At 70.8% G+C, this 25,634-nt stretch carries 18 protein-coding genes; 14 read left to right on the forward strand and 4 right to left on the reverse strand.

Annotated elements, in window-relative coordinates; all coding sequences use genetic code 11:
- Positions 1–26: 26 nt before the first annotated feature.
- The 12 genes from purH to CQ047_RS02895 all read left to right on the forward strand — a co-directional run bounded on the left by purH (position 27) and on the right by CQ047_RS02895 (position 16,523).
- Positions 27–1,634 carry a bifunctional phosphoribosylaminoimidazolecarboxamide formyltransferase/IMP cyclohydrolase gene (gene purH / locus CQ047_RS02840; protein WP_105672759.1) on the forward strand — a complete coding sequence of 536 codons (1,608 nt, stop codon included), beginning with the start codon at positions 27–29 and terminating at the stop codon, positions 1,632–1,634.
- Positions 1,635–1,708: 74 nt separating this feature from the next.
- On the forward strand, positions 1,709–2,632 hold the full coding sequence (locus CQ047_RS02845; RefSeq protein WP_223586919.1) for a class I SAM-dependent methyltransferase: 924 nt from the start codon (positions 1,709–1,711) through the stop codon (positions 2,630–2,632).
- Between the two features lie 79 nt (positions 2,633–2,711).
- A complete protein-coding gene (locus CQ047_RS02850) occupies positions 2,712–4,226 on the forward strand; it encodes a DNA-3-methyladenine glycosylase 2 family protein (protein WP_105672760.1) in 1,515 nt (504 codons plus the stop codon).
- Positions 4,223–4,720: a methylated-DNA--[protein]-cysteine S-methyltransferase gene (locus tag CQ047_RS02855; RefSeq protein ID WP_105672761.1), complete on the forward strand. Its 498-nt coding sequence runs from the start codon at positions 4,223–4,225 to the stop codon at positions 4,718–4,720. Before CQ047_RS02850 ends, CQ047_RS02855 begins: the two co-directional genes overlap by 4 nt.
- A 103-nt stretch (positions 4,721–4,823) precedes the next feature.
- A complete protein-coding gene (locus CQ047_RS02860) occupies positions 4,824–6,203 on the forward strand; it encodes a serine hydrolase (RefSeq protein ID WP_105672762.1) in 1,380 nt (459 codons plus the stop codon).
- A complete protein-coding gene (locus CQ047_RS02865; RefSeq protein WP_105672763.1) occupies positions 6,200–7,240 on the forward strand; it encodes a dipeptidase in 1,041 nt (346 codons plus the stop codon). The genes CQ047_RS02860 and CQ047_RS02865 overlap by 4 nt, the downstream gene beginning before the upstream one ends.
- A 143-nt stretch (positions 7,241–7,383) precedes the next feature.
- On the forward strand, positions 7,384–9,420 hold the full coding sequence (locus CQ047_RS02870) for an ABC transporter ATP-binding protein (protein ID WP_105672764.1): 2,037 nt from the start codon (positions 7,384–7,386) through the stop codon (positions 9,418–9,420).
- Positions 9,417–10,367, forward strand: coding sequence for an ABC transporter permease (locus CQ047_RS02875; RefSeq protein ID WP_105672765.1), 951 nt, complete (start codon positions 9,417–9,419; stop codon positions 10,365–10,367). Before CQ047_RS02870 ends, CQ047_RS02875 begins: the two co-directional genes overlap by 4 nt.
- Positions 10,364–11,263 carry an ABC transporter permease gene (locus tag CQ047_RS02880; RefSeq protein ID WP_105672766.1) on the forward strand — a complete coding sequence of 300 codons (900 nt, stop codon included), beginning with the start codon at positions 10,364–10,366 and terminating at the stop codon, positions 11,261–11,263. The genes CQ047_RS02875 and CQ047_RS02880 overlap by 4 nt, the downstream gene beginning before the upstream one ends.
- Positions 11,264–11,423: 160 nt before the next feature.
- The gene (locus CQ047_RS02885; RefSeq protein ID WP_105672767.1) at positions 11,424–13,277 is read left to right on the forward strand and encodes an ABC transporter substrate-binding protein; all 1,854 of its coding nucleotides are present in this window, start codon (positions 11,424–11,426) and stop codon (positions 13,275–13,277) included.
- A 10-nt stretch (positions 13,278–13,287) separates the two neighbouring features.
- Positions 13,288–14,487 (forward strand): erythromycin esterase family protein, encoded by a 1,200-nt coding sequence (locus CQ047_RS02890; protein ID WP_105672768.1) that lies wholly within the window; start codon positions 13,288–13,290, stop codon positions 14,485–14,487.
- Positions 14,484–16,523: a prolyl oligopeptidase family serine peptidase gene (locus CQ047_RS02895; protein WP_105672769.1), complete on the forward strand. Its 2,040-nt coding sequence runs from the start codon at positions 14,484–14,486 to the stop codon at positions 16,521–16,523. Before CQ047_RS02890 ends, CQ047_RS02895 begins: the two co-directional genes overlap by 4 nt.
- Here the strand turns inward: CQ047_RS02895 and CQ047_RS02900 are convergent.
- Genes CQ047_RS02900 through CQ047_RS02915 form a run of 4 tightly spaced genes read right to left on the reverse strand, consistent with a single transcriptional unit; the run spans position 16,507 to position 21,254 of the window.
- Entirely contained in the window at positions 16,507–18,111 is a 1,605-nt protein-coding gene (locus CQ047_RS02900) for a CdaR family transcriptional regulator (protein WP_105672792.1), read from the reverse strand. The two genes, CQ047_RS02895 and CQ047_RS02900, sit on opposite strands and share 17 nt — an antisense overlap.
- Positions 18,112–18,154: 43 nt before the next feature.
- Entirely contained in the window at positions 18,155–19,261 is a 1,107-nt protein-coding gene (gene menC, locus CQ047_RS02905; RefSeq protein ID WP_105672770.1) for an o-succinylbenzoate synthase, read from the reverse strand.
- The gene (locus CQ047_RS02910; RefSeq protein ID WP_105672771.1) at positions 19,258–20,124 is read right to left on the reverse strand and encodes a GNAT family N-acetyltransferase; all 867 of its coding nucleotides are present in this window, start codon (positions 20,122–20,124) and stop codon (positions 19,258–19,260) included. The genes menC and CQ047_RS02910 overlap by 4 nt, the downstream gene beginning before the upstream one ends.
- Positions 20,121–21,254, reverse strand: coding sequence for a M20 family metallopeptidase (locus CQ047_RS02915; protein WP_105672772.1), 1,134 nt, complete (start codon positions 21,252–21,254; stop codon positions 20,121–20,123). The genes CQ047_RS02910 and CQ047_RS02915 overlap by 4 nt, the downstream gene beginning before the upstream one ends.
- A gap of 405 nt (positions 21,255–21,659) precedes the next feature.
- Here CQ047_RS02915 and CQ047_RS02920 point away from each other — a divergent pair, with 405 nt between their 5' ends.
- Together CQ047_RS02920 and CQ047_RS02925 are read left to right on the forward strand one after the other, a co-directional pair.
- Entirely contained in the window at positions 21,660–23,594 is a 1,935-nt protein-coding gene (locus CQ047_RS02920) for an ABC transporter ATP-binding protein (RefSeq protein WP_105672773.1), read from the forward strand.
- Positions 23,591–25,405 (forward strand): ABC transporter ATP-binding protein, encoded by a 1,815-nt coding sequence (locus CQ047_RS02925; protein WP_105672774.1) that lies wholly within the window; start codon positions 23,591–23,593, stop codon positions 25,403–25,405. The genes CQ047_RS02920 and CQ047_RS02925 overlap by 4 nt, the downstream gene beginning before the upstream one ends.
- Positions 25,406–25,634 lie beyond the last annotated feature (229 nt).

Here is a 25,634-nt window from a genome sequence, read left to right on the forward strand (position 1 = left end):
CTCACCCTCGCACGAAGGAGCCCTCCATGGCCGGCCCCCGCCACGACCCCTCGCTGTACCGCGATCGCGATGCGGTCCCGATCCGCCGCGCGCTCGTCTCGGTGAGCGACAAGACCGGGCTGCTGGCCCTCGCCGCGGCGCTCGCCGAATCCGGCGCCGAGATCGTGTCGACGGGCTCCACCGCCGCGACGATCCGAGAGGCGGGCTTCGAGGTCACCGACGTCGCCGCCGTCACCGGCGTCGACGAGATGCTCGACGGCCGCGTCAAGACGCTGCACCCGAAGATCCACGGCGGCCTCCTCGCCGACCTGCGGCTGGAGGATCACGAAGGACAGCTCGAGCACCTCGGCATCGCGCCGTTCGAGCTCGTGGTGGTGAACCTGTACCCGTTCGTCGAGACCGTGGCCTCTGGCGCTCAGGGCGATGACGTCGTCGAGCAGATCGACATCGGCGGCCCTGCCATGGTGCGCGCCGCGGCGAAGAACCACGCCAACGTCGCCATCGTCGTCTCGCCGGAGTCGTATCCGGCGATCGTCGGCGCGATCAAGGAGGGCGGCACGTCCCTCTCGCAGCGGCGCGAGCTCGCGGCGCGCGCCTTCGCGCACACCGCGGCCTACGACGCTGCGGTCGCCTCGTGGTTCGCGGAGGGGACCCTGATCGACCAGGGCGACCTGCCGGCTCACCTCACGATCCAGGCCGAGCGTCTCGCGACCCTCCGCTACGGCGAGAACTCCCACCAGCGCGGCGCGATCTACACGCGCGCCGGCGGCCACGGCATCGCCCAGGCGACGCAGCTGCAGGGCAAGGAGATGTCGTACAACAACTACGTCGATGCGGATGCCGCCCTGCGCGCCGCCTACGACATGGTGCTGCCCGCCGTCGCGATCATCAAGCACGCGAACCCCTGCGGCATCGCCACCACCGCGCCGAACGCCCTCGACCCGATCGCCAGCGCGCACCTGCGGGCCCACGAGTGCGACCCGGTGTCGGCGTACGGCGGAGTCATCGCCGCGAACGGCACGGTCACCCTCAAGATGGCCGAGAACCTCAAGGACATCTTCACCGAGGTCATCGTCGCTCCCTCGTTCGAGCCCGCCGCGCTCGAGGTCTTCAAGGCCAAGAAGAACCTGCGTCTGCTGCAGCTCCCGGAGGACTGGCAGCAGGAGCGCATGGACGTCCGCCTGGTGTCCGGCGGCCTGCTGCTGCAGGACGCCGACCGGTTCCCCGACGACATCTGGTCGGTCGCGAAGGACTGGGAGCTCGTCTCGGGCGAGCGCCCGAGCGACGCCGAGATGGAGAACCTCATCTTCGCGTGGAAGGCGTGCCGCGCCGTGAAGTCGAACGCGATCGTGCTCGCGAAGGACAACGCCACCGTCGGCGTCGGCATGGGCCAGGTCAACCGCGTGGACTCCTGCCGTCTCGCCGTCGAGCGGGCGGGCGACCGCGCGACCGGATCGGTCGCGGCATCCGACGCGTTCTTCCCGTTCGCCGACGGCGCGCAGGTGCTCATCGATGCGGGCATCAAGGCGATCGTCCAGCCCGGCGGCTCGGTGCGCGACGAAGAGGTGGTGGATGCGGCCCGCAAGGCCGGCGTGACCATGTTCTTCACCGGGGAGCGCCACTTCTTCCACTGATCTCCGGCCCCGTCGCTCCAGGTCACGTCCGCGGAATCTATACTGGACGGACACTGGGGCGACGGGGCGACGGTATGACAGCACAGACGAGTGCGACTTCGGGTGACGGCACGTCGATGCCGTCGTGGCTGACTCCCGCGTCCTATTGGCTGCCGGCCCACTTCGTGGACTCCGCCTGGTCCACTCACGGGTCGTTCGCCGCCTGGATCGTCGACGTGCTGCGACCGCGGGATGTCATCGAGCTCGGCACCCACAACGGCTTCTCGTGTTTCGCGTTCGCAGAGGCGGCGAAGCGGATGGGCCACCCGATCACGATCCATGCGCTGGACAGCTGGGAAGGCGACGATCAGGCGGGCTTCTACGACGACTCCGTCTACCTCTCGGTGCGCGCGACCGCCGAGCGCGACTACGCCGGTTCGGTCGTGCTGCATCGCGGCTACTTCTCCGAGACGCGTCCGGAGTTCGCCACAGCCTCCGCGGACCTCCTCCACATCGATGGACGCCACGGCTATGAGGATGCCAGGGAGGACTACGAGCAGTGGCGTGACACGGTCCGCGACGGCGGGGTGATCCTCTTCCACGACATCGCCGAGCGGCGCGAGGGCTTCGGCGTCTGGAGACTCTGGGAGGAGATCGCCGAGCCCGGCCGCTCCTTCACGTTCGAGCACGGCCACGGGCTCGGCGTGCTCGCCGTCGGCGACATCGCGCAGGAACCGCTTCGCGTGCTCTTCGACGCCGATGCCGGCGTCGCCGACCGTATCAGGACCGACTTCGAACGACTCGGGGCGGTCATCGCCGAGATGGCGCGCATCCCGCATTTCGAGGCCGAGGTCGCCTCGTTGCACGACGTCGTGGACATGTTGCAGACCGAGCGTCTGCGCCTCACCGAGGTGATCGCCGCCCAGGATCGCTCGATCGCCTCGTTGCACGGCAGCACGAGTTGGGCGGTCACCGCGCCGCTGCGCGCGGCGAGCCGGATGATCAGACGAGACCGCTGACGCCGGCGCGGTGAGGCGGGACCACAGCGATGTCCGATTTCCGCCAGTGCGTGTCGGCGGGGCGTGACAGCATGGAGCCATGAGCCTCCCCGTGATCGACTTCGACGAGCGGTATCGCGCCATCAGCGCCCGCGACACCCGCTTCGACGGGCAGTTCGTCACCGCCGTGCGATCGACCGGGATCTACTGCCGACCGAGCTGCCCTGCACGCACCCCGAAGCCCGAGAACGTCACGTTCTACCCGACCAGCGCCGCGGCGCACGAGGCCGGCTACCGTGCGTGCAAGCGCTGCCTGCCGGAGGCCGCGCCCGGCTCACCGGCATGGGACATCCGGGGAGACACCGCCGCGCGGGCGATGCGGTTGATCGCCGACGGGGTCGTGGAGCGCGAGGGCGTGCCGGGGCTAGCCTCGCGTCTCGGGTACTCCAGCCGTCATCTGACCCGCCTCCTCGCCGCCGAGCTCGGTGCCGGGCCGCTCGCATTGGCCAGGGCCCATCGCGCCCACACGGCTCGCATGCTCCTCGTCGGCACCGACATGCCCGTCTCCGACGTCGCGTTCTCCGCCGGGTTCGCCAGCATCCGCCAGGGCAACGAGACGATCCGCGAGGTGTTCGGACTCACCCCGGGGGAGCTGCGCGCGCGCCGACGCAGGGACGCGGCGGCGGATCCCACCCCCGGTGCGATCGACCTCGTGCTTCCGTATCGCGGTCCGTTCGACGCGGCCGGTGTGTTCGCGTGGATGGCCGCGCGAGCCGTGCCCGGCATCGAGACGGTCGCACCGAACTCGTTCGCTCGGCATCTGCGCTTGGCAGGAGGTCCTGCGTGGTTCGAGGTGCGGCAGGACGCCTCCTCGCGGCTCCGTCTGCGCGCGAGCGTCACCCAGCTCGGCGACCTCGCCCCGCTCGTGGCGACCGTCCGTCGCATCTTCGATCTCGACGCCGACCCGCTCGCCGTCGACGACGCGTTGAGCGCGCACCCCGAGCTCGCGCCGCTGGTCGCCCGCACCCCCGGCATCCGCGTCCCGGGCTCAGCCGACCCGCACGAGATGCTCATTCGCGCGATGATCGGGCAGCAGATCACCGTGGTCGCGGCCCGCACCGCGCTGACGGCCCTGGCCGACGCGCTCGGCGAGCGCACGCCGCACCCCGTTCCCGACGGAACGGGTGAGCCGGGGCTGCTGTTCCCGACGATGTCGGCGATCGCCGCGCATGGGGCAGAGGTGCTCCGCGGGCCCGCCGCGCGCATCAGGGCGATCGTGGGAGCAGCCGCCGCGCTCGCCGACGGCACCCTCACCCTCACGGTCGGCGACGATGGGGTGCAGCAGCGCTCCGCACTGCTCGCGATGCCCGGCATCGGCCCGTGGACCGCCGACTACGTGCGCATGCGCGTGCTCGGCGACCCCGACATCCTGCTCCCCGGGGATGTGGCGCTGCGCGCAGGCGCCGCGGCCTCCGGCCTGCCGGGAGACCCCGGCCCCCTCACGGACTGGGCGGAGCGCGTCGCGCCCTGGCGCAGCTACCTCAGCGCGCATCTGTGGCGCGCGGCGCCGGTCAGGCCGGCGCGCACGAAGACGACGAAGAAGGAGACCCCATGAACGCCCTCATCCAGACCATCGACACCGCGGACGGACCCTTCACGATCCTCGCCGACGACCGGCAGCGCGTGCTGTCCTCGGGGTGGACGGCCGATCAGGAGGCGATCCTCGACCGGCTCGCCGTCGCCCGTCGCCCGGAGTCGGTCCTCGAGGGGGAGACGGACGCCGCCTCCGCCGTGGTCGCCTACTACGGGGGCGACCTCGCCGCGATCGACACGGTCGCCGTGATGCAGACCGGCACCTCCCTGCAGCTCGCAGGATGGGAGCTCCTGCGCCGCATCGACCCCGGTGCGCCGCTGACCTACACGACCTTCGCGGCGCGTCTCGACAATCCTCGTGCCGTGCGGGCGGCCGCGTCCATCTGCGCGCGCAACGCCCCCGCGCTGTTCGTGCCCTGCCACCGGGTGCTCCGCACGGACGGCACTCTCGGCGGCTTCGCGTGGGGACTCGACGTCAAGGAGAGCCTCCTGGCGCGGGAGGCCGCCGCTCGTTGAGCCGATCCGACGACTCCGCGGCGTGCGAGTGGTGCGCGGCGACGAACCGGCGCGGTATCCCCGCTCGTATGCTCGACGCGAGAAACGAGGTCGAGGAGGGCCGATGGCGCAGGTCGAGACGATCAGAACCTGGGTCGAGCGGCGGATGCCGGAGCTCGTCGCCGCGCACCGGGTCCCCGCGCTGTCGCTCGCGATCGGCCTCGGCGACGAGACGATCGAGTTCGCGACCGGGATCCTGAACCGCGACACCGGCGTGGAGGCGACGACCGATGCGGTCTTCCAGATCGGCTCCGTCACCAAGGTGTTCACGGCCACGCTCGTCATGCAGCTCGTCGACGAGGGGCTGCTCGCGCTGGATCAGGCGGTGCGCGACATCCTGCCCGGATTCCGGGTGGCCGACGCCGACGCATCGGCGCGGATCACCGTGCGCCAGCTGCTCAGTCACTCCTCGGGCTTCGAGGGCGATGTGTTCGTCGACACGGGGGCGGGCGACGACAACCTGGAGCGCTACGTCGACATCCTCGCCGGGACTCCGCAGCTCTTCGCCCCCGGAGAGATGTTCTCGTACAACAACGCGGGGTTCTCGACCCTCGGCCGCCTCGTCGAGGTGCTGCGGGGAGCGCCGTACGACCGGGTGCTCCGCGAGCGCCTGCTCGATCCGCTCGGACTCCGGCACGCCGCCGTCGATGCGGAGGAGGCGATCCTCCACCGCACGGCGGTCGGACATCTGCGCACCGCGGCGGGAGACATCGCTCCGACGACCGTGTGGTCGATGGAGCGCTCGGGGAGCCCGGCGGGGTCCCGACTCGCGATGAGCGCGCGCGACCTGCTGGGCTTCGGGCGTCTCCATCTCGCCGGAGGCGTCGCGGCGGACGGATCCCGGCTGCTGTCCACGGCGTCCGTCGAGGACATGCGCCGCCCCCAGGTGCGGCTGCCGGACATCGATCAGGGCGTCGCCTGGGGTCTCGGCTGGGAGCTCTTCGCACGCGACGGCCGCGTGCTCCCCGGTCATGACGGCAACACCATCGGTCAGTCGGCCTGCCTCCGTCTGCTCCCGGAGGAGGGAGTCGCGGTGGCCGTGCTCGCGAACGGAGGGGATCCCCATCCGGTGTTCGCCGAACTGGTCGATGACGTGCTGCGGGAGGTCGCGGGCATCGGCCAGAAGGAGACGCCCGCCGCATCCGGACCCGCTCCGCACGACGCCGGGCGCTTCGTGGGCCGCTACGAGTCCAGCACGGCGATCACGACGATCAGCCGCACCGACGACGGGCGGCTCTGGCTCGACCGCACACCCCGGGGCGTCGTCGCCGACCTCGGCGATCTGCCCTACCGCACCGAGCTCGTCTCCTGGCGGGACGACGTGCTGCTGCCCGTCGACCCGGAGGGCGGCGTGCGCCAGCCCATCGCCTTCCTGGGCGACGACGGCACGGGGCGCGCGGCGCACCTGCATACGGGACGCGCAGACAGGAGGATGGACTCATGAGCCTGGACCTTCACCGCCGCGCGGTCGTCGCGGACGCGCACAATGACCTGCTGTGCTCCGTCGCGAGCCGCGAACCCGATGAGTGGTCGGAGTACTTCCGTGCGCAGTGGCTGCCGCAGCTGCACGCCGGCGGCGTCGATCTGCAGATCCTCCCCGTGTTCATCGACGACCAGTACCGTCCGGAGGGGGCGCTGCGCCGCACGCTCCGCATGATCGAGGCCGCACACCGGATCGCGGAGGACAACGCGGATGCCGTCTCCCTCTGCCTCACCGGCACGGAGGTCGACGGCGCGATCGAGGAGGGGCGCATCGCCTTGGTGCTGGCCCTCGAGGGCATGCCGGGGATCGGCGACGACGTCGAGCTGCTGGAGACCGTGCACCGTCTCGGCGTGCGCGTCGGCTCCATCGCGCACTTCGGCCGGAGCGCGTTCGGCGACGGCAGCGGCGAGGACGCCGCGGGCAGCCGCCTCACCAGGACCGGCGTCAGGGCGGTCGCCGAGATGGAGCGCATCGGGATGCTGTTCGACGTGAGCCACCTCGGCTCCGGCGGCGTCGACCACGTGCTCGAGCTCGCGACGCGACCGGTCATGGCCACGCACTCCTCTGCGCGGGCGCTGTTCGACCACCACCGCAACCTCACCGACGAGCAGGCGCGGGGGATCGCGGCCACGGGCGGTGTCGTGTGCGTGAACTTCTTCGCCGCCTACCTGCACGAGAGCGCGTACACGATCGACACGCTGCTCGATCACTTCGAGCACCTGGTCGGCGTCGCAGGCGTCGAACACGTGGGCATGGGGCCGGATTTCGTGCGCGAGGTGCTGGCCGACACCACGGCGCCCTGCTGCGTGCAGGACACGGTGGAGGGCGTGCCTGCCGACGTGTACCTGCCGGGGCTCGACGGCCCGGCAGGGCTGCCGCTGGTGACCGAGGCTCTGCTGGGCAGAGGGTGGGGAGAGGCTGATATCCTCGCCGTGCTCGGCGGGAACGTGCAGCGGCTGCTCCGCGCCGAGCTCGGCGTCGCCGGACGCCCCGCCTGATTCGTCGGCCCCGACGAACGGGGCCGGTTCCGTTCGACAGCTCCGACGAACGGCATGCGCGGCTTCTGCCGCAGTATCGAGGATGACGCAGGGCCGCCCTGGACCCCGCGGGCAGGCCACTGTAGTTCGCAAGGGAGCGCGGCATGCTGACGATTCGAGACCTCTCGGTGGAGATCCACCGGTCGGGTCGCACCGTGCGCCCCGTGACGGGCGTCGACCTCGTGCTGAGCCGCGGGGAGACCCTCGGCATCGTCGGCGAGACGGGCTCTGGCAAGTCGATGACGGGTCTCGCCGTGATGGGCATGCTGCCCGGCGGCGGGCGCATCACGAGCGGCTCGATCGACTTCGACGGCACCGAGCTGGTCGGTCTCGGCGCCGCCGAGTACCGGGCGATCCGCGGCAACGACATCTCGATGGTCTTCCAGGACTCGATGACCTCGCTCAACCCCACGCGCAACATCGGAGACCAGGTCGCCGAACCCCTGCTGCTGCACCGCGGGCTCTCGAAGAGGGCGGCGCGGAAGAGGGCGGAGGAGATGCTCGCACTCGTCGGCATCCCCCGTCCGTCCGAGCGTATGGGCGACTTCCCTCACCAGCTGTCCGGCGGCATGCGTCAGCGCGTGATGATCGCGATGGCGCTGATCTGCGAACCGCGCGTGCTCATCGCGGATGAGCCGACCACGGCCCTCGACGTCACGATCCAGGCGGAGATCCTCGAGCTGCTGAGCGGGCTCAAGCAGCAGCTCGGCATGGCCATGATCCTCGTGACGCACGACATGGGCGTCGTCGCGCGGCACGCCGATCGCGTCGGCGTGATGTACGGAGGGCGCCTGGTGGAGACCGGAGCCACCCCCGATCTCTTCCACCACACCCGCCACCGGTACACGCACGCGCTGCTGTCGTCGATCCCCTCGCTGGCGCAGGACAAGGACGTGGAGCTGTTCAGCATCCCCGGCTCGCCTCCGGACCCGGCGGAACCGCAGGTCGGATGCCGCTTCGCCGCCCGCTGCGCCGCGGCGACCGACCGGTGCCGCACCGACACGCCCGTCTCCGTCGCGGGCCCGGGGGAGGGGCACGTGTTCTCCTGCTGGAACCCGGTGACGACCGTGTCGGAGACGGCCGTGCAGCGTCGATTCGCCGCGCAGGAGCCGCGGACGGAGACCGCGGTGCCGCGCCTCCGCGTCGTCGACCTCCGCAAGGAGCATCCGGTGTCGGCCCAGGGACTGTTCGGACGCAAGCGCTCCGTCAAGGCCGTCGCCGGCGTGAGCTTCGAGGTGAGAGCGGGGGAGGCGTTCGGCCTGGTCGGCGAGTCCGGCTGCGGCAAGTCGTCCCTCGGGCGGATGCTCGTGGCTCTCGACCGTCCGACCTCGGGAGAGGTGCTGCTCGACGGCGCCCGCGTCTCGGGTCTCGGGTCGAGGCAGCTGGGACCGCGTCGCGCGAAGCTGCAGATGATGTTCCAGGACTCGCACGCGTCCCTCGACCCGAAGATGCGCATCGACGACATCCTGCGGGAGCCGCTGGTCATCCAGGGCGTCGGCACTCCGGCCGAGCGCACCGAGAAGGCGCTGGCGTCGCTCGCGAGCGTGGGCCTCGGCGCCTCGATCATGGAGCGCTACCCTCATGAGCTCTCCGGAGGGCAGCGGCAGCGCATCGGCCTCGCCCGCGCCCTCGCGCTCGACCCCGATGTGCTCGTCGCCGATGAGCCGGTGAGCGCCCTCGACGTGTCGATCCGCTCGCAGGTGCTGAACCTCATGCGCACGATCCAGCGGGAGCGCGGCCTCTCCAGCGTCGTCATCTCGCACGACCTCGCCGTCGTGCGCTACCTCGTCGACAGGGTGGGCGTGATGTACCTCGGCGCCCTGGTCGAGGTGGGCGAGACCGAGGAGGTCTACGCCCGCCCCGCTCACCCCTATACGGCCGGTCTCCTCGCCGCGGTCCCCGTTGCCGACCCCGACCTGGTGGAGACGCCGGTCGAGCGGGTGCGGGGCGAGCTGCCCAGTCCGCTCGATCCGCCCAGCGGATGCCGTTTCCGCACCCGCTGCCCCCTGGCGACGGAGCTGTGCGCGAGCGTGGAGCCGACGCTCGAGGCCGTCGGGGCCGACCACGGGGTCGCCTGCCACTTCCCCCTGCAGCCGAAGCTCCGGAAGACCGGTTCGCCCGCTGAGGAGGCGCACGCATGATCTGGTTCGTCGCCCGCCGGGTGCTGGTGTCCCTCGCGGTGCTGCTGGGCATCTCGCTCGTCGTGTTCCTCATGCTGCATCTGATCTCCGACAGCCCCGGACGCGCGGTCCTCGGTCAGCAGGCCACGCAGGCGGCCGTCGACGCGTTCAACCGCGAGAACGGCTACGACCGCCCCGTGCTGATCCAGTACGGGGACTACCTGCTGCAGCTGCTGAAGGGCGACCTCGGACGCTCGTACAAGCTCAACGAGGAGGTCGGCACCCTCCTGCTCCAGAACGCGCCGCGCAGCGCGATGCTCTCGCTGTGCGGTCTGGTGCTGGCCCTCGTGATCGCGATCCCGCTCGGCATCCTGCAGGCGGTCCGTCGTGGACGCTTCGTCGACAGGGCCGCGACGTCGGTGTCGTACCTGCTGTACGCGACGCCGTCGTTCCTCATCGCCCTGGTGCTCATCGGCGTCTTCAGCCAGACCGTCCCGCTGTTCCCCGCCGAGGCGTCGCAGTCGACCTCGCCGTGGGTCGTGTTCACCGACACGAGGGCGATGGCGCTGCCGCTGATCACCCTCGCGATCACGAACATCGTGGTGTTCGCGCAGTACCAGCGCTCCTCTGCCCTCGAGCAGCTCGGCATGGACTACATCAAGGTCGCGCGGGCGAAGGGCGCATCCGAGCGCATCGTGCTCACCCGGCACCTGCTGCGCAACGCGATCACCCCGATCATCACGCTCGTCGGCGTGCTGATCCCCACCCTCCTCGCGGGCAATCTCATCGTCGAGGCGGTCTTCAACTACCCGGGACTCGGGCTGCTCTTCCTGAACAGCCTCCACCGAGAGGACTATCCGGTGCTGCTGGCATACACGCTCATCGGCGGTGCGCTCACCGTCGCAGGGAACTTCGTGGCCGACCTCGTCGTCGCCCGCGCCGACCGCCGGATCGAGCTGGGAGCATGAGCACGGCACGCGCGGAGATCGCGGCCGAGGAGCTCCCCGTCCTCGCCACGCGCAACCCCCTCTCGCGCTCCGCGGTGCTGAAGGCGCTGTGGCGCAACAAGCCGGGCATGGCGGGGGTGTTCATCCTCGTCGGCCTGGTGCTGTTCTGCTACCTCGGACCGCTCGTGTACCCCACGAACCAGACCGACGTCGACCTCCTCAACGCCGCGCTCGCCCCGGGGGAGGGCTTCCCGCTCGGCACGGACAGCAACGGCTTCGACGTGCTCGGCCGGCTCATGCAGGGCGGCCAGGTGTCGCTGCAGATCGGACTGCTCGCCGCGCTGTTCGCCACCACGCTCGGCACGATCTACGGAGCGGTCGCGGGCCTCGTCGGCGGCGTCGTCGACGGCATCATGATGCGCGTCGTCGACGTGCTGCTGTCGATCCCGTTCCTGTTCTTCGTGCTCATCATCGCTGCGCGCTTCACGGCCACGCCGCTCACCCTCAGCCTCGTGATCGGCGGCTTCTCCTGGCTCGTCGCGGCGCGGCTGATCCGCGGCGAGGTGCTGTCGCTCCGCGTCAGGGAGTTCGTGTCGGCCGCGCGCCTCATGGGTGCGAGCAACCGGCGCCTGATCTTCAGCCACCTCATCCCGAACACCTTCGGGGTGATCATCGTGAACCTGACCTTCCAGGTCGCCGACTCGATCATCGTGCTCGCCGCTCTCGGCTATCTCGGCTTCGGCCTGAGCTATCCGGTGACAGACTGGGGCAGTCAGCTCTCCAGCGGGGTGACGTTCCTCGCGGCGGACTACTGGTGGCTGATCTACCCGGTCGGCGTGTGCATCGTGCTCACCGTGCTGGCGCTGAACCTGCTCGGCGACGCGCTCCGCGACGCGATCGAGCACCGATCCCTGTGAACCCCGGCGGGGCTGTGTAGGCCTCGACGGATCACGCCCCGCGATTCTGTCGGGATCCCTGAACGGCCGACATCGGGGATGCTGCACTCTCGGAGCATCGGACCTCTGCACCACCCGATCGGTCCGACCATCATCTCAACCCGAACGAGGAGCACCGCACATGTCGCAGGTTCCGCGGAGGCGAGGACGCCTCCTTCTCGCCCTGGCCACGGCCGGGGTGCTCGCACTGACCGGCTGCACCGGCACGAGCTCGCAGGTCGATACGGCGACGTACGACAAGATCCCCGAGGCGAGCAGCTCGCACGTCGACGGGGGCGTCGTCACGATCGCGTTGACGCCGGGCCTCACCCCGAACTACATCTACCCGTTCCCTCCCGCCGAGGCCGGCGGAACGGTGATCGGCTACGACCTCATGTGGCGTGCGCTGTACCGCACGAGCCTCGAGGGGGAGCCCTTCGACGAGGCGACCAGCCTCGCCGAGGCGCCGGTCGTCAGCGACGACGGTCACACCGCCACGATCACGCTCAAGGACTACACCTGGTCCAACGGCAAGCCCGTCACCGCCGACGACGTCGTGTTCTCCTTCGACCTCCTCAAGGCGGCGATCGCCGACAGCCCCGCGAACTGGAGCTTCTACACGCCGGGGCAGTTCCCCGACGGCGTCACGGCGACGGCGGCGGATGCGCACACACTCACCCTGACCTTCGAGACGCCGTACAACCCGTCGTACCTGGTGTCGCTCCTGCAGCTGCTCTACGTCATGCCGTCCGCCGACTGGAGCATCGCCGAGACCGGCGGGCCCGTGCTCGACTTCCGCGACCCCGCGAACGCCACGGCGATCTACCACTACCTCACCGCGCAGTCGTCCGACCAGTCGACGTTCGCCACGAACCCGCTGTGGCAGGTCGTGAACGGCCCGTACCGGCTGTCGGCGTTCGAGCCGACGACGGGGTCGTTCTCCCTGACGCCGAACGAGGAGTACGCGGGCCCTGGGGACTCGACCATCGAGCGCGTCGACTTCAAGGCGTTCACCTCGGCTGCGGCGATCTACAACCAGTACGAGGCGGGCACGCTCACGGTCGGCCGACTGGACGCCAGTTACGCCTCGAAGATCGACGACCTGAAGAAGAAGGGCTACAACGTGTACGGCGCCCCGTCGCCGGCCCGGTTCGACGGCCTCGTCCTCAACTTCGCGAACACCGTCGACAACTTCGACAAGGTCATCGCGCAGCTCTACATCCGCCAGGCGCTGCAGCACTCGATCGACCAGGCCGGGTACATCAAGAGCCGCGGCATCCACAGCGGCACCGCCACGGAGAACTACAGCACGGGCGGTCTGAACTCGGCGTACCCGCCGGAGTTCGGCGACGAGGCGACGTACCCCTTCGACCCGAAGGCGGCGGAGAAGCTCCTCACCGATCACGGCTGGAAGGTGGATGCCGAGAAGGGCACGACCTGCGTCAAGCCGGGCACCGGTGACGACGAGTGCGGAGAGGGGATCCCCGAAGGGCAGAAGATCACCTTCACGATCGCCTCCGCCAACGAGCCCGCCTACGTGGGCGCTCGGGATCTCGCGTTCGTCTCCCAGCTCAAGAAGCTCGGCATCGAGGCGAAGATCGTGACGAAGTCGCTGAACTACATGTACGAGAACTACGGCAACAGCTACGCGCCGGACAACGCCGACGAGTGGGCCATGCAGGACTTCGGCGCCTTCGTGCAGACCGCGTACCCGACCAGCAACAACGCCTTCAACACGGGCGGCAGCTTCAACCTGGGCAGCTACAGCAACCCCGAGGCCGACGCGCTGATCGAGGCGAGCACGTTCGGTTCAGACCCGACCGCGCTCAGCGCCGAGGTCACGATGCTGTCGAAGGACCTTCCGGTGCTCTTCTTCCCGACGCCCGACAATCTGATCGTCTGGAAGGACACGCTGTCGGGTCCTCCCTCGACCTTCCGATCGCTCCTGAAGTTCGTCTACTCTCCGGAGCAGTGGTACTTCACCGAGAAGCAGTAGGGACCCGCCGATGAGCGCGCAGACCGCCGCGTACGCGCAGCCGATCCCCGAGATCGACCTCGCGCATCCGGAGCTCCCCGGCTCCGCCGCGATCGGCGCGCTCATCGGCGCGTCCAGGGTGGTCGCGCTCGGCGAGGGCGCCCACAGCATCGTCGAGTTCACGGCCTACGGCGACGCCTTTCTGCGCACCCTCGTGCGCGATCACGGCGTCACGGCGTTCGTGATGGAGTCGGGCTTCGCAGAGGGGCTGCTCGTGGACGAGTGGATCCGCGGCGGCCCCGGCGCCGTGCAGGACATCGCCAGGGAGGGCATCACCTACCGCTTCGGGGAGTCGGAGTCGCTCTGGCGGCAGCTGGAGTGGATGCGGGAGTGGAACGCCGCAGGCGGCGGCATCCGCTTCTACGGAATGGACCTGCCCGGCTCCTCCACCTCGCCGGGGCCGGCCGTGCGCGCCTGCCTCGCCCGGATCCCGGCGCGCGACGGCGACGAGGAGCTGCAGCGCGTCGCCGACCTCGGCGGCCGCACGGAGGCCGCCATCGCCTACGCCTCGATGTCGGACGGGCAGCGCACGGAGTTCGCGGAGTCCCTGCGCGCACTGATCGCCCGGGTCCGTGAGGACGGCGACGAGATCGCGCTGCGCTGCGCCGCGTCGATCGACGCGTATCTCGCGGAGCTCGACGGGGATGACGACGCGGGCCCCTACCCCCGCGAGACGTTCATGGCCGAGACCGTCGAGTGGATCGCGGCGCGCGAGAAGAGGATCCTCGTCTACGCGCACAACGGCCACGTCCGCCGCACCCCGCTCGACGGGAGGCCCATGATGGGCGCCCTCCTCTCTTCCGCACTCGGGGCGGACCTCCGCGTCATCGGCATGACGTACGGCGCCGGCCCTGTGGTGACCTTCACGCAGCGCTCGCCGCGGCCCTTCGACTGCGACGTCTCGCTCGGTCAGCGCGGGACCGTGCCCGGATCGATCGAGGAGCGGCTGGACGCGATCGGAGCGGATGCCGTGCTCGTTGATCTCTCTCGCGCCGACGCGGCCCTTCTCGACGGCGTCGAGGGGATGCTGGCGAGCGGGAGCCTGGAGCGGGTCGACGACTTCCCCGCGAGCTTCGACGCCCTGCTGCACCTGCACCGGGTCCGCCCGACCCCCGGCGCCTTCGAGCGTCTGCGCGCGGAGTTCGATGCTCCAGGGCGGTCGGAGGCATGAGCCGGATCTATCCGCCGACGCGCACGGACGACGTCGTCGAGGAGGTCGCGGGCGTCCAGATCCCTGATCCCTACCGATGGCTCGAGGCGGACAGCGCGGAGGTGCACGACTGGCAGCGCGCGCAGGCCGAGCTCGCGATCGCGACGATCGACGCCGGTGGACGGACGGACGCCGCGCTGGCGCTGATCGAGAGGCACGAGCTCGGCTCCCGTCCGGAGCTTCCGCGGCACGGCGGAGGTCGATGGTTCCGGGTGGAGAGCGGGGCGGTCGTCGTGAGCGACGAGCCGTACGGCGCCGGCAGGGCGCTGGTCTCGCTCGCGCTGTTCGACGAGCCCGGGCGCCCCGCCGTGCTCTCGTGGTTCGCGCCGTCGCCCGATGGCGAGGTGCTCGCCCTCGGCGTGTGCACCGACGGCAGTGAGCACAACACGATCCGTCTCGTCGACGTCGCCACCGGAGCGCTGCGCGCTGACGCTCCGCCCGAGGTGCTGCACAGCTCGTGGGCCGGCGGGGTCTCCTGGCTGCCCGACGGCTCGGGGTTCTTCTTCCTCGCGCTCGCCGGGACCGCCGAGGGCTTCCGTCAGGTCGTGTACCGCCGCGCGCTCGGCGAGAGAGGGGCGTCCTCCGTCGAGGCGATCCCCGTTCCCGACGGCTCGCGGGAGTACACCCGCATCCAGTTCTCCGCCGACGGACGCTGGGCGGTCGCGAGCCATCGCGTGGGAACGCCGATCCCGGTCGCCGTGAGGGACCTGCACGCGGGCACGCCGTGGCGGGCCTTCATCCACGACTGCGCCGACACGATCGCCGGGCACATCGTCGGCGACGAGTACATCGCCGTCACCGATCACGGTGCGGCGCGCGGCCGGGTCGTCGCGATCCCGCTCGATGCATCGGCGCCCGAGGACCCGACGACCTGGCGCGTGCTCGTCCCCGAGGGAGACACGGTGCTGCGCTCCCTGACCCCGGTGGGAGGGCATCTGTACCTCAGCGGCTTCGCCGACACGGCCGCGCGCGTGCGCGTGCTGCGCGCCGACGGCTCCGACGCGGGCGCCGTGCCGCTCCCGGCAGACGGCGCCCTGGGGGGTGCGTTCTTCCCGCTCACCGGTCTCGACCCCGACGACGGCAGCGGCGAGTTCCTCTTCACGTTCTCGACCCTCACGACGTCGTGGGGCGCGTACCGGCACCGCCCTGGAGCCGTCGGGATCGACCAGCTCCTCGCCCCGCTGGTCGCCGTCGACGCCGAGGTCGAGTACCTCTGTGCGACGGCCCCCGACGGCACGCCGATCCCGTACCACGTGGTGCGTCCGGCCGGCGCGGCGACAGCACCGGCCCCCGCGCTGATCTCCGCATACGGCGCCGCGGGCATCCCCACCCTGCCGAAGTACCAGCTCGACCTCGCGGCGTTCGTCGCAGCGGGGGGCACGTTGATCCAGGCGTACCTCCGTGGCGGCGGCGAGTTCGGCCGCGACTGGTTCCGCGGCGCCGACCGGGAGCGGAGAGGCGTGCGCGACGGCGATCTGCGCGCCGTCGCCGACGACCTGATCGCCAGAGGGATCAGCGCACCGCGGATGCTGGCGCTGACGGGCGGATCCGACGGCGGGCTGATGTGCGGCGTCGCCGTGACGACCGCTCCGCAGCTGTGGCGCGCCGTGCTGCCGCGGTCGCCGCTGCTCGATCTCATCGGCGGCATCCGCATCCCCTACCTCGAGTTCGTGATCCGCAAGGCGTGGGGCGACCCCGACGATCCCGTCGACGTCGAGCGGCTGCGCCGGTCGTCTCCGTACGAGCGCGTGGTCGAGGCGGAGTACCCGCTCGTCTACGTGCAGGCGGGGGCCACCGATCCGCGGTGTCCTCCGGCGCAGGCGCGCAAGTTCGTCGCGAGGATGCAGGCCGCGCAGCGCGGCGACGAGCCCGTCCTGCTGCACGTCTTCGAGAACGCAGGTCACGGCGCGGGCACGAGCCCCGAGGTGCTGCGGGCGCAGGATGCCGAGTGGCTCGCGTGCCTGATGGGCGCGCTCGGACTCAGCGCTCGGTCGTGATCGCCAGCAGGCGCAGCTGCAGCTGCACGGCGAAGCGCGCGTTCGGATCGTCGAGATCGAGCCGTCCGACCTCGGCGACGCGGCGCAGCCGGTAGCGGAACGTGTTCTGGTGCACGAACATCGCGGCGGACGCCAGCGTGACGTCGCCCATCGCATCGAGCCACGCGCGCAGCGTGTCGACGAGGCTCGCCTGGTGCGAATCGTCGTAGGCCATGAGGCGCGCGAGCGGACCGGACGGCACATCCCGGGACGAGCCGGCGAGCTCCAGGAGCAGCGATTCGGCGTGCACGTCCTCCAGACGGGCGACCTGCCGCTCGGCGACCCCGGCCCGCAGCACGCGGAGGGCGCGATCGGCGCTGGAGCGGGAGCGGGGGAGCTGCGCGGTCTCCTGTACCACGCTGCCGATGCCGATGAACGGCTGCTGCGAGGAGCGCACCCTGGTGAGGAACTCGTTCGCGAGGCGCACAGCGCTCTCCTCGGCATCCGTCGTCGTCGCGGTCACCGGCAGCACGCCGTAGGCGACCTCGCCGATGAGCCCGACCGTCGAACGGGGATGCGCGAACAGCAGATGCACGGAGAAGGCGTCGGCGACGCGCTTGCGCTCCGCGGCGAGGGCGGCGTGGGGCAGCTGATCGGTCGCCGGCGCGTGCAGCGAGAGGGCGAGCACGACCGCGGGCTCCTCGCGGAGGCCGAGCCGGCGGGCGGCTTCCGCGGCGGTCGGGCCGCCGTCGAGCACGCTGCGCAGCTGATCGGCCCGCAGGCGCCGCTCCACGTCGGCATCCGTGCGCTGCCAGACCATGTGCATCGCGACGAGCTTCGCCGAGTCGCGGAGCACGCGCACATGCTCCTCGCTGAGAGGCGTGGGAGAGGCGACCCAGATCGTCCCGAGCACCTCGTCGCCGGCGCGCACGGCCATGACGGTGCGGCGGCTGTCTGCTGTCTCGCTCGACGGCGCCACCTCGACGGGGTCGTCGCTGCGGCTGATCTCCTGGAAGACGCCGGTCTCCTCCAGCAGGCGGGTGTAGTGCGGGGGGAGCTGCCTGCCGCGGGGCGCCGCGCTCTCCTGCGCGTGCGAGAACGCCAGCAGCTGGGAGTTGCGGTCCTCGATCGTCACGGGCGCCTCGAGCAGGGCTGCGATCGCATTGGCCATCGCGAAGAGGTCGCCCGCGAGGATGCCGCCGAACGTCACGGGTCGCGCGTCGTCAGGACCCCCGGGGGTCATCAGGGCACGGAACAGACCGGCCAGGTGAGCCCAGGTGGTGCCGGGGGAGAGCGAGAAGAGCACGACACCCGCGCGGTGCGCCGCGGCACGGAGCTCGTCGTCGGCGGCGAAGGGCGCGCGCACGACGAGACCGGCCGCCCCGCTGAGCCCGAGCCGCGTGAGCACCTGCACGACGTCGTCGCTCTGCTCGAGGCCGACGCCGAGCACGATCGCGTTGCGCGGGGCCTCCGGCTCGTCGCGGGGGTCGTGGATCGCCACCGCCTCGATCGTGCGGTCGGCGCTGACCTCTCCGGCGACCACCTCGAGCAGGGTGCCGCCGAGCTCCTCCATGACGTGCACGAGGCTCGCCTGGGGCCGGTGGTTCATCGCGGCTCGCATTCTTGTGAGGCTAGCACCGCGCACCGGGCGTTCATCGGACCGGGACCCACTGCCGCGACACCGTGAAGCGGGCGAGCGCGTCGGGGGCGGGGGACACGCCGATTCCCGGGCCGGTGGGCACCGCGAGGTGCCCGTCCACGAGTCGGAACGGCTCCGTGATGTCCTCGGCGAAGTAGCGCTCGGAGGCAGACGTGTCGCCGGGGAGCGTGAAGCCGGGGAGGGCGGCGAGGGCGACGTTGGCGGCCCGGCCGACGCCGGTCTCCAGCATCCCTCCGCACCACACGGGCACCCCGTGCGCAGCGCAGACGTCGTGGATGCGTCGGGCCTCCAGATAGCCGCCCACGCGCCCGGCCTTGATGTTGACGATGCGGCAGGCGCCCAGTTCGATCGCGGTCGCCGCGGCTCTGGCCGACACGATGGACTCGTCGAGGCAGATGGGCGTGGCGAGACGGCGCCCCAGCATCGCGTGGCCGAGCAGGTCGTCGGCCGGCAGCGGCTGCTCGACCAGCGAGAGGTCGAAGTCGTCGAGGGCGAGGAGGTCGTCGATGTCGCTGCGCTCGTAGCTCGCGTTCGCGTCGACCTGCAGCATGATGTCGCCGAACCGCTCGCGCACCGCGCGCACCGGCTCCACGTCCCACCCCGGCTCGATCTTCAGCTTGATGCGCAGGTAGCCGTCGGCGAGGTACCCGTCGACGGTGTCGAGGAGGTCGGGGATCGAGTCGGCGATGCCCACGGAGACCCCGGAGGCGACGGAGCGCCGCACCGCGCCGAGCGCGTAGGAGAGGGGGATGCCGCGGGCCTTCAGGTCCGCGTCCAGGATCGCGGTCTCCAGCGCGGCCTTCGCGAGGCGGTTCTCCTTGAAGGCCGAGAGTGCAGGGGCGACGCTGTGCGCGTCGAGGTCGGGCGCTGCGGCGAGAGCGGGGATGAGGTGCCGTGCGAGCACATCCGCGACGCCGTGCGTGTGCTCGCCGGAGTAGAGCGGCGCCTCGCTGGCCCCGCTCTCGCCCCACCCCTCGGCCTCGTCGGTGACCGCGCGCAGCAGCAGGGTCTCGCGCACGGCCTCGGTGCCGAACGAGGTGCGGAAGGCACCCACCAGCGGCATCGCGATGTGGAGGATCTCCACGCCTTCGAGCTTCATGAGATCTCCGTTCTGCCGACCGGTCCGCGGTCGACGATGTACCAGCCGGCGCGGTCGAATCCGCGCACGGTCGCTCCCTCCGCGATGAGGGCGCCGAGGGTGCGCCTGATCGCCAGGCGCCAGTCGGCCGCCCTCCGCGGGTCCTGCTCGCGCATCGCCTCCATGTCGGCGGGCACGGCGATGAGCACGGTCGCGGCGTCCGTGCGCCCGTCGACGGGGCGCTCGTCGCCGTCGGCGCTGAGGCCGATCGCGGCATCGGTCTCGTCCGCGATGCTCGACAGACGCGGGTGCCCGCCCGCCGCGGCGACGGATGCCGGAGCCGTCAGCGACCACCTCGCCATCACGCGGTCGGTGATGTCGTCGCGGTTGATCGCGTCGTCCATCGTGCCGTACAGGTCGGGGAGGTAGGCGCCGACGCCGGCGCCGAGCTTGCCGAGGTTGAAGTAGGCGTTGCGGCGGATCAGCGGGTCGAAGGTCCAGGTGATCGTCTCGGCGCCCTGGTGCAGCGCCCACGCCCGCTGATGGAGCTTGAGCGCGAAGCCGATGCCGGAGCCGCGGGTGCGGGGCAGCGCTCCGGCGATGTGGCTGTGCAGGCGCCGCTCGGCGGGCGGTGCGAAGAAGCCGAGGCATGCGGCGGCGAGACCGTGCTCGTCGAAGGCGCCGCTGACGTAGCCGCCCGCCGCGCGCATCGCGCTGAGCATGTCGGCGGTCACCGGCGGATTGCGCTCCCCGGTGCGCCAGACCTGCTCGATCAGTGAGCGCACCGCCGCGTGCTCGTCGATGTCGTCGATGAGGCGGATGTGCAGACCCGATGCGTGCTCCGCGGCGAGGGCGTCGGCGTCCGCCCGCTCCGAGATGGTCATCGCCGGGCCGTCTCAGGAGCACGGACGGCGTGCTCGTCCTGCAGCAGGTCGGCGACCAGCGCCGTCAGCAGCCGGGTGCGGTCGGGCAGCTCGGCCACGATCACGTGCTCGTCGTCGGCGTGCGCGCCGCCGCCGACAGCGCCGAGCCCGTCGAGGGTCGGAGTGCCGACGCCCGCCGTGAAGTTGCCGTCGGATGCCCCGCCGACCGCGATCGACTCCAGGGGGCGGATGCCGAGGCGCTCGGCGAGCCCGCGGGCGCGGTCGAAGAGCGCCGCGGAGGCGTCGGCCTGCAGGGGAGGACGGTTGATGCCGCCCTCGACCGTGATGACGGCGCCGTGGATGCGGGGTGCGAGCGCGAGCATCGCCTCGTGGGTGCGCTGCTGCTCGCGCGCGGAGCGGGCGCGGACGTCGACCATGAACGACGCGTGCGCGGGGACGGTGTTCGAGGTCGTGCCGCCGCGCATGCGCGTGGGGGTCACGGTGGTGCCGAGGTCGGGAGCCGCGAGATCGGCGACGGCCTGGATCTGGTGCGAGAGCTCGATCGTCGCGTTGACGCCCTGCTCTGGCTCGAGGCCGGCGTGGGCCGCGCGCCCCGTGACGTGCACCTCGTAGCGGGAGACGCCCTTGCGCTCGGTCTTGAGCGCGCCGCCGGGGCCGGCGGCTTCGAGCACGAGGGCCGCAGCGCACCGGGCGGCCTCCTCCTCGATGAGGGAGCGCGAGGTGTGCGAGCCCGGTTCCTCGTCGCCGGTGATCAGCAGGGTCACGCCGTCGAGGTCGTCGAGGGCGGCGAGCGCATGGAACGCGATCACCAGGCCTGCCTTCATGTCGAAGGAGCCGGGGCCGCGGAGCACGCCGTCCTCGACGTCGGCGGGGTGGGTGACGATCGTGGAGAGCGGCCAGACGGTGTCGTGATGGCCGAGCAGAAGAACCTTCGCGCCCTCGCCGAAGCGCCACCGCAGGTGCGTGCAGCCGTCGAGCACGATGCGCTCCGGATCGGCGCCGAGAAGCCTCGCGCCCAGGGCGGCGACGGCATCCGCGCTCCGAGAGACCGCGACGAGATCGTCGGACGGGGACTCGCACCGCACCAGGTGCTGGATGTCCGCGATCATGGCGGCGGTGCGTTCTGGCATCGCTGCTCCCTTGCTGTGGCATGCCGATTCCCTGCGGATCCATCCTGCGACGCTGCCGACGCGAGCTGGCTGTCGGAACGACCGAACGCGACGGCCTCCGTTGGTCGGGCTCGATGGACGAAAGGTTCTTTTCGAAGAGTTCGGAATTCCTCTTGTGCTCAGCTTGTTCACAGGAATAGGCTGGAGGGCTTCGCGCCGACCGGCCGACGCCACCGAGCCCCTGAGGAGGACACCATGACCACGATCGCCACCGCGCGGATCGCAGCTCTCGGCTCGACCCCGGCGCGCCCGCTCTTCATCTAGAGCCACCCGCCTCTCCGCATCGGACGCCCGGACTCTCAGAGTCCGTCTCACGCGCCCGCCCCGTTCAGCAACCGCTTTCCATACGAAACTCGTCTGAGAGACATGTCTTCCTCGTCTTCATCGCAGAACATCTCGCACTCGTCCTCCCTGTCCACGCCGGCGGCGCTGTGGCGTCTCAAGCCCTTCGTCAAGCCGGTCATCTGGCGACTCGCCGGCGGTGCCGCGAGCGCGCTCGCCGCAGCGATCATCGCCCTGATGATCCCCATCGTCCTCGAGCAGATCATCCGCGGTCCGGTGCAGTCCGGCGACCTCGGCGCCATCGGCTGGGGCGCGCTCGCCGTGTTCGGTCTCGCCGTCGGCGAGGCCGTGATGGTGTGGCTGCGTCGCCAGTTCGTGCTCAACCCCGCCACCGAGGTCGAGTACAAGATGCGCACCGACCTCTACTCGCGCCTGCAGACGCTGCCGGTGGCCTTCCACGACCGCTGGCAGTCGGGACAGCTGCTCAGCCGCATGATGCAGGACATCGGCCTCATCCGCCGCTGGCTCGCGTTCGGCCTCGTGCTGCTCGTCGTCAACGTCCTCACGATCATCATCGGCTCGGTGCTGCTGTTCCGCTGGCACTGGCTGCTCGGCACGATCTTCCTCGTCACGGCCGTCCCGCTCTGGATCCGCGGCTACCTGTTCGAGAAGCGCTACGGCGCGCTCACCCGCCGCAGTCAGGATCAGGCGGGAGACCTCGCCACCAGCGTCGAGGAGAGCGTGCACGGCATCCGCGTGCTCAAGGCCTTCGGCCGGGGCAAGCACGCGCTGAGCCGCTTCAGCCGTCAGGCCGAGACGCTCCGCGAGACCGAGATGAGCAAGGCCGGCGCGATCGCGTCGATCTGGTTCTGGCTCGACCTCATGCCGCAGATCGCGTTCGGCCTCAGCCTGATGTCGGGCATCTGGCTGATCTCGCAGGGCGCCATCGAGGTGCCTGAGCTCTTCGCGTTCTTCGCGATGGCCGTGGTGCTGCGCTGGCCGATCGAGTCGATCGGCTTCCTGTTCTCGTTCATGCTCGACGCCAGGACGGCGACCGACCGCGTGTTCGACATCTACTCCGAGACGAATTCGATCACCGATCCGGAGCACCCGGTGAGCATCGAGAAGCCGCGCGGCGAGCTCGCCTTCGAGGCGGCCCACTTCCGCTACCAGGATGCGGGGGCCTCGGAGCGCGACCTGCTCGACGGCATCGACCTCGTGCTGCGCCCCGGCGAGACCATGGCCCTCGTCGGGCTCACGGGCAGCGGCAAGACCACGCTCACCACTCTGCCTGCGCGTCTCTACGACGTCACCGGAGGCCGCGTGACGCTCGACGGCGTCGACGTGCGCGACCTCACGCTCGCCGAGCTGCGCCAGCACATCGCGATGGCCTTCGAGGACGCGACGCTGTTCTCGGCATCCGTCCGGGAGAACGTGCTGCTCGGTCGCGCCGACCTCGACGTGCACAGCGAAGAGGCCGAACGGGTGCTCCGGGAGGCGCTCGACGTGGCGCAGGCGGCCTTCGTCGATGCGCTGCCCGAGGGCGTCGAGACCATCATCGGCGAGGAGGGGCTGAGCCTCTCCGGTGGCCAGCGCCAGCGTCTCGCCCTCGCCCGCGCCGTCGCGGCGAAGCCGAAGGTGCTCGTCCTCGACGACCCGCTCTCGGCTCTCGACGTCGACACCGAGGCTCTCGTCGAGGAGGCGCTGCGCCACGTGCTCGCCGACACGACCGCGATGATCGTCGCGCACCGTCCGTCGACGGTCGCGCTCGCCGATCGGGTCGCCCTGCTGGAAGCCGGCCGCATCACGGCCGTCGGCACCCATGCCGAGCTGCTGAAGTCGAGCCGCCACTACCGCCACGTCATCTCCAGCCTGGAGGCCGAGGAGGCGGCGCGGACCGGGACGATCCCCGTCATCCGCGACACGGCAGACGAGATCGACGAGGTCGTGCAGGAGGGGATCCGAGAGGATGCCGCCGCCGACGAAGACCTGATCAGCGAGAAGGAGGTGCAGGCATGAGCTCCGCGATCACCGGAACCCAGGATGAGGACCGCTCCCGCTACACGCGAGAGGAGAGCCAGGCCATCCGCCGTCGTTCGCTGCGGCTGCTCGGCTCGCTCGTCGTGCCGCTGCGCCCGCAGATCGTGCTCGCCGCCGCCGTGCTGGTCGTCTCGACCGCGCTGCAGGTGGCGGGGCCGATCCTCATCAGCATCGGCCTCGACAGGGCGCTGCCCGCCGTGCTCGACCACGCCGACTGGATGCCGACCTTCATGGTCGGTCTCGCCTATTTGTTCGCCGGGCTCTTCGCCGCCGTCCTCATCGCGTGGTACGTGATGATCGCGGCGCGGATCACCCAGGCGGTGCTGCTCGACCTGCGCAAGCGGATCTTCCTGCACACGCAGCGGCTGAGCCTCGAGTTCCACGAGTCGTACACGTCCGGTCGCATCATCTCGCGCCAGACCAGCGACCTCGACTCGATCAAGGAGCTGCTCGACGGCGGGCTGAACGAGCTCGTCTCCGGCGTGCTCTTCGGCGTCTTCACCTTCATCGCCCTGTGCGTGTGGGACTGGCAGTCGGGCGTGATCCTCGCGCTCGCCGGCATCCCGCTGTTCTTCCTGATGCGCTGGTTCTACACCCGCTCGCAGCTCGTGTACCGCGAGTCCCGTGTGATCAGCGCCAAGGTGATCGTGCAGTTCGTCGAGACGATGACCGGCATCCGCGCCGTCAAGGCGTTCCGCAAGGAGCCGCGCAACGACGCCGCCTTCCAGAAGGTGGCCGGTGACTACCGCGACGTGAACCGTCGCTCGATGCTGCTGTTCGGCACGTTCGAGCCCGGTCTGATGGGCGTGGCCGCTCTCACGCTCGGACTCGTCGTGCTGTGGGGCGGCATCCGCGTCTCCGACGGCGCGCTGAGCGTGGGTGTGCTGCTCTCGGCCGTGCTGTACGTGCGCAACTTCTTCGCGCCCATGCAGGAGATCGCGATGTTCCTGAACTCCTACCAGTCCGCGACAGCGGCGCTGGAGAAGGTGTCGGGCGTTCTCGAAGAGGTGCCGAGCGTGCCCGATCCCGAGAAGCCGGTCGACCTGTGGGAGTCCCGCGGTCACATCGAGTTCGACGAGGTCACCTTCGGCTACAGCGGTGAGAAGACGATCCTGCCGAACTTCTCGCTCGACATCCCCGCCGGGCAGACGATCGCGCTCGTCGGGACCACCGGTGCGGGCAAGTCCACGCTGGCGAAGCTCATCTCGCGGTTCTACGACCCCTCCCAGGGGCGGGTGACCCTCGACGGGGTGGATCTGCGCAAGCTCCACCCCAAGGATCTGCGCCGCGCCATCGTGATGGTGACGCAGGAGGCCTACCTGTTCAGCGGGACGGTCGCCGACAACATCGCGCTCGGCAAGCCCGATGCGACGCTCGACGAGATCCGCGCGGCCGCGCGGGCGGTGGGGGCCGACGAGTTCATCTCGTCCCTCCCCGACGGCTACGGCACCGACGTGAACAAGCGCGGCGGTCGGGTCTCGGCGGGGCAGCGTCAGCTGATCTCGTTCGCCAGGGCGTTCCTCGCGGACCCGGCGGTGCTGATCCTGGACGAGGCGACGGCGTCGCTGGACATCCCGTCGGAGCGCCTCATCCAGGATGCGCTGCAGACGCTGCTCAAGGACCGCACGGCGATCATCATCGCCCACCGTCTGTCGACCGTGGCGATCGCCGACCGCGTGCTCGTGATGGAGCACGGCCGCATCATCGAGGACGACACCCCCGCGACGCTGATCGGCGGCACGGGCAAGTTCGCCCAGCTGCACGCGGCCTGGCAGGAGACGCTCGTCTGATCGTCGGCGCCGCCCGGCGCGGCATCCGATCCTCGGACGGACCGCCCGCGTGTCGGTGACGGATGCGTCCCGTGTTTCGGACGGGCCGCCCCCGTATTTCGGACGGATGCGCCGCGTATTTCGGACGGATGCTCGTTTTTCGGATGATCCACTTCGGATCGTCCGAAAAACGAGCATCCGTCCGATATTCGTTCGCCGAGGGGGCGGGGCTGGAGAGGCGTCAGGCGGA

Source organism: Microbacterium sp. MYb72 (assembly GCF_002979415.1).
Lineage (GTDB): Bacteria > Actinomycetota > Actinomycetes > Actinomycetales > Microbacteriaceae > Microbacterium > Microbacterium natoriense.

Coding starts and splice junctions, on each gene's coding strand:
- purH (WP_105672759.1), top strand. CDS start 27: ATGGCCGGCCCCCGCCACGACCCCTCGCTGTACCGCGATCGCGATGCG.
- CQ047_RS02845 (WP_223586919.1), top strand. CDS start 1,709: ATGACAGCACAGACGAGTGCGACTTCGGGTGACGGCACGTCGATGCCG.
- CQ047_RS02850 (WP_105672760.1), top strand. CDS start 2,712: ATGAGCCTCCCCGTGATCGACTTCGACGAGCGGTATCGCGCCATCAGC.
- CQ047_RS02855 (WP_105672761.1), top strand. CDS start 4,223: ATGAACGCCCTCATCCAGACCATCGACACCGCGGACGGACCCTTCACG.
- CQ047_RS02860 (WP_105672762.1), top strand. CDS start 4,824: ATGGCGCAGGTCGAGACGATCAGAACCTGGGTCGAGCGGCGGATGCCG.
- CQ047_RS02865 (WP_105672763.1), top strand. CDS start 6,200: ATGAGCCTGGACCTTCACCGCCGCGCGGTCGTCGCGGACGCGCACAAT.
- CQ047_RS02870 (WP_105672764.1), top strand. CDS start 7,384: ATGCTGACGATTCGAGACCTCTCGGTGGAGATCCACCGGTCGGGTCGC.
- CQ047_RS02875 (WP_105672765.1), top strand. CDS start 9,417: ATGATCTGGTTCGTCGCCCGCCGGGTGCTGGTGTCCCTCGCGGTGCTG.
- CQ047_RS02880 (WP_105672766.1), top strand. CDS start 10,364: ATGAGCACGGCACGCGCGGAGATCGCGGCCGAGGAGCTCCCCGTCCTC.
- CQ047_RS02885 (WP_105672767.1), top strand. CDS start 11,424: ATGTCGCAGGTTCCGCGGAGGCGAGGACGCCTCCTTCTCGCCCTGGCC.
- CQ047_RS02890 (WP_105672768.1), top strand. CDS start 13,288: ATGAGCGCGCAGACCGCCGCGTACGCGCAGCCGATCCCCGAGATCGAC.
- CQ047_RS02895 (WP_105672769.1), top strand. CDS start 14,484: ATGAGCCGGATCTATCCGCCGACGCGCACGGACGACGTCGTCGAGGAG.
- CQ047_RS02900 (WP_105672792.1), bottom strand. CDS start 18,111: ATGAACCACCGGCCCCAGGCGAGCCTCGTGCACGTCATGGAGGAGCTC.
- menC (WP_105672770.1), bottom strand. CDS start 19,261: ATGAAGCTCGAAGGCGTGGAGATCCTCCACATCGCGATGCCGCTGGTG.
- CQ047_RS02910 (WP_105672771.1), bottom strand. CDS start 20,124: ATGACCATCTCGGAGCGGGCGGACGCCGACGCCCTCGCCGCGGAGCAC.
- CQ047_RS02915 (WP_105672772.1), bottom strand. CDS start 21,254: ATGCCAGAACGCACCGCCGCCATGATCGCGGACATCCAGCACCTGGTG.
- CQ047_RS02920 (WP_105672773.1), top strand. CDS start 21,660: ATGTCTTCCTCGTCTTCATCGCAGAACATCTCGCACTCGTCCTCCCTG.
- CQ047_RS02925 (WP_105672774.1), top strand. CDS start 23,591: ATGAGCTCCGCGATCACCGGAACCCAGGATGAGGACCGCTCCCGCTAC.